The 3,973-nt window shown below is 58.6% G+C and carries 2 protein-coding genes and 1 pseudogene; all 3 read left to right on the top strand.

Annotated elements, in window-relative coordinates; translation table 11 throughout:
* Window positions 1-168 precede the first annotated feature (168 nt).
* A complete protein-coding gene (locus tag AUK29_09975) occupies window positions 169-1,641 on the top strand; it encodes a hypothetical protein (protein ID OIP61606.1) in 1,473 nt (490 codons plus the stop codon).
* An 83-nt stretch (window positions 1,642-1,724) separates the two neighbouring features.
* Window positions 1,725-2,177 carry a TIGR00725 family protein gene (locus AUK29_09970; protein ID OIP61605.1) on the top strand — a complete coding sequence of 151 codons (453 nt, stop codon included), beginning with the start codon at window positions 1,725-1,727 and terminating at the stop codon, window positions 2,175-2,177.
* A gap of 163 nt (window positions 2,178-2,340) precedes the next feature.
* Window positions 2,341-3,973 (top strand): annotated as a pseudogene (locus AUK29_09965) (hypothetical protein).

Below are 3,973 nucleotides of genomic sequence, written 5' to 3'. Positions count from 1 at the left end.
CAGGCGCTTGCTGAGGAAGGTTTCTCAGGGGAAAAAGGCGAATGGCCCGAATATTGAGAGGAGAAATTTATTGGGCTAATCTCGATCCGGTCAAAGGTCATGAGCAGTCCGGAGAACGCCCGGTACTCATACTGAAGTCCTTGACACCTCCAACCCTGATTTGATACGATGCGGGCCGATGGGTCCGGGACCGCATCCAGCTTTTCAGTGATGATCATCAGAAATTTCCTCTGCCCTGCGGTGAGGTGCGGCCCTGGGATGGGGGAATGCATCGGGGGGGGGATCTCCATGAAACCTGCGGAAGAGAAGCTCAAGGATTTCAGAAAAAGGCTGAAGATCAGCGTGATCGGCCTGGGACAGTGCGGCGGCAATCTGGCCGTGGAGTTCGCCAAGCGGGGCTACGAGTCCTTTGCCCTGAATACGTCGTTTTCCGACCTCAAGAGCCTGGAAGAACTCCCCAAGGAGTTCCGGCTCCATGTGGGGCTGGACGGGAGGAGCGGAGCGGGGAGGGATCTCAATCTGGGGAAGCAGAGCCTCCTTTCCAACCGTGACCGGATCCTGAGCGTTCTCAGTGAGCCGGCCAAGTCTTCGGACCTCTTTCTTATGGTCGCGGGCATGGGAGGCGGGACCGGGAGCAATCTCCCGACCCTGGCCGAGATCCTGCGTCCCCTGAACCTGCCCATCTCCGTGCTGATCACCCTTCCTGCGGAAAGCGAAAGCAGCCTGACCAAGGTGAACGCCATCCAGGCCGTCAATACCTTGTTCAGACAGAACCTGAACAGCGTGGTTCTGATCGACAATCAAAAGATTCTGGACTTTTTCCCGGGAGTCAGCCTCTCCGAGTACTATGTCCGGGCCAACGAGCGGATCGTCAAGAGCTTCGATGACTTCAACCGGGCCGACCATGCCTACAAGATCCGGAGCCTGATCAGCTTCGACAGCGAAGATTTCAGGAAGGTCTTCTCTTCTCGAGGGCTCCTGATCTACGGTTCCACAAGCTTCAACATGACGGGCCCGCTGACCGAGGATCTCCTCATGGAGCAGATGAAGGCGATCTGGAAGGGCGGGGACCTCTTTGCCTCAGGCTACGATTATACCACGGCCGCCGTCATCGCCATGATCCTCTATGCCCCGAAAAGCGTGCTGGCATCCACCCCTGCCGAGGTGTACGAACGGATCAACCGCTCGCTTAAGAACCAGACGCACGGGGCCGCGGTCTACACCGGTGTCTATGAACTCGAAGAGGGGAGGCCTACTCGGATTTCCACCATGATCGGGAAGATGAATTTCCCGGATCGGGTGGTCAATCTCCTCTCCCAGGCATCCATCGAGGGGCATGGGCTGGCCGAGAAGGTGCGAATGGCGCGGCCCACGCTCGATCTCGGCGAGGTCGAGCAGATGGATTTCTTCAACATCCTGACCCAGGGAGATCTCAGCGGGGAAATGGATGCCATGCTGAATGCCCTCGAGGATGAGGATCCGGATGTCCGGCTCCGGACGGTCCTCTCATTGAGCAGCCTCAACGATTACGAGCGCCTGCACCCCCTGCTCATGAAGGCGCTCAAAGACAATGACAACCGGGTGGTGGTCGAGGCGGCCAGGATACTCGGCAGGATCGGGGAAAGCCCGATTGCCGAGTAACGAACGGGGTCTTACCTGAAGTGGTTTCCAATCCTGAAACACAGACAGAACCATAAGCCGGATTCAGAGTATTCCAGGGGCTGATGATGTTACAAATCGGGGTTATCGGCTCAGGCCGGGATGAAGAAAAGACCAACCGCACGGCCCTGGAGGTCGGCCGGGAGGTGGCGCGGGCCGGGGCGGTCCTGATCTGCGGGGGGCTGGGCGGCGTCATGGAGTCTGCAGCCCGCGGCGCGCATGAGGAGAAGGGGATCACGGTCGGGATCCTTCCAGGGGAGAATAGGGGAGAAGCCAACGCCTATATTGATATTTCCATTCCCACGGATCTCGGCCATGCCAGGAATGCCATCGTGGTCAGGGTCTCGGACGCCCTGATCGCCGTGGGCGGGGAATACGGGACCTTGTCCGAGATCGCCTTTGCCCTGAAGATGGGAAAACCGGTCGTGGGGCTGGACACCTGGGAGATCCGAGGCGTGAGGCAGGCCGGCAGTGCAAAAGAAGCGGTCAGCACGGCGCTCGGCCTCCTGAAGAAATAACCTGCATGATAGATTCGCAAATGATCGTAAGAATCTCCTCAACCTTTTGATCAGGGAATCCGATTCTTCCTCCACTGATTTCATTCTTTTCATTTCGGTTAAATTTATGTAGACTGTGCCGGAAGTTCTGCTGGGGAAAATAGCGCTCAAGAGGGGGAGATCCATGCCGGTTGAGACGGTCCTTAATACATGGCGGTCCCGCAGGGACTTTACCAAGCGGTTCACAGCCGAAAGGGTCTTCCCGCACAGGGAGGGGGAATACGCCCCCTTCCCGTCTTGGGCGCCGGAAAGCCTGGTCCAGGTTCTGAAACAGGGTGGTATCGAGAACCTCTATTCCCATCAGAGAAAGGCCGTGGACCGGATCCATGACGGGAAAAACGTGGTGATCGTGACCCCCACGGCCTCGGGCAAGACCCTCTGCTATAACCTCCCTGTCCTCTCAGCCATGCTCCGTGAACCCGAGACCCGTGCCCTCTATCTCTTTCCGACCAAGGCCCTGGCCCAGGACCAGCTCCATGAGTTGGATTCCCTGATCCAGGCGCTGCACGCCCCGATCTCCGCCTTTACCTATGACGGGGACACGCCGGCTGATGCCCGATCCGCGATCCGGCTCCGCGGCCATATCGTGATTACCAATCCGGACATGCTCCATACCGGGATCCTCCCCCATCATACCAAATGGATCCGGCTCTTCCAGAACCTGAGATATGTGGTCATTGATGAAGTCCATACCTACCGGGGGGTCTTCGGGTCCCATATGGCCAACCTGATCCGGAGGTTAAAGAGAATTATAAGGTTCTATAATTCAAGTGTTCAATTTATATGCTGTTCTGCCACCATTGCCAACCCGGAGGAACTCGGGAGCACCCTCTGCGGGGAACCCTTGGATCTGGTGGATGAGAGCGGCGCCCCGAGTGCGGAGAAACATTTCCTTTTTTATAATCCCCCGGTGATCAACCGAGAACTCGGGATCCGGAAAAGCGCCCTCACCTCGGCCCGACACCTGGCCGCTCCCTTCCTGAAGCAGGGAATCCAGACCTTGATCTTCGCCACCAGCCGCCTCAATGTGGAGGTCCTGACCCGGACCTTGAAGGAGCGTTTCGAACAGGGGCTACCGGGGGAGGAGCGGATCCGGGGGTACCGGGGCGGGTACCTTCCCGAAACCCGCCGGGAGATCGAGCAGGGGCTCCGGGAGGGGAAGGTCATCGGCGTGGTCTCCACCAACGCCCTGGAATTAGGGATCGATATCGGGAGCCTCGATGTTTGCATCCTTGCCGGGTATCCGGGCTCCGTGGCCGGCACCTACCAGCAGGCCGGGAGGGCAGGCCGACGCAAGGGGAATTCCATCGCCATCCTGGTTGCCCGCAGCAATCCCCTGGACCAGTTCATCGTCACCCATCCCGATTATTTCTTTGGGGCATCCCCGGAGTATGGGCGGATCCATCCGGACAATCTCCTCATCCTCATGAGCCATATCCAGTGCGCGGCCTTTGAACTCCCCTTTGAGCCTGGGGAGACCTTCGGAGGCGAAGACCTGAATGAGATCCTGAAATACCTTGAAGAAGAGCAGGTCCTACACCGGGCCGGAGAGCGGTATCACTGGAACAGGGACGCCTATCCCGCCAATGCCGTGAGCCTCCGGAATATCCCGGAGGAGAACTTCGTGGTCACGGACCGGACCGATCCCGCGAAGCCCGTGACCATTGCCGAGGTCGACTTCACATCCGCCCCGGTCACCCTCCATGAAGGGGCCATTTATCTCCTGGAGTCCAGGCCGTACATCGTGGAAAAACTCG

It is taken from the genome of Nitrospirae bacterium CG2_30_53_67, from assembly GCA_001873285.1.
In the GTDB taxonomy this organism is placed as follows: domain Bacteria; phylum CG2-30-53-67; class CG2-30-53-67; order CG2-30-53-67; family CG2-30-53-67; genus CG2-30-53-67.
This window is presented reverse-complemented; position numbering and strand designations above follow the sequence as displayed.

Bases quoted from the DNA above. Each gene is read 5' to 3' on its own strand.
- AUK29_09975 (OIP61606.1), top strand. From the start codon at position 169: ATGCGGGCCGATGGGTCCGGGACCGCATCCAGCTTTTCAGTGATGATC.
- AUK29_09970 (OIP61605.1), top strand. From the start codon at position 1,725: ATGATGTTACAAATCGGGGTTATCGGCTCAGGCCGGGATGAAGAAAAG.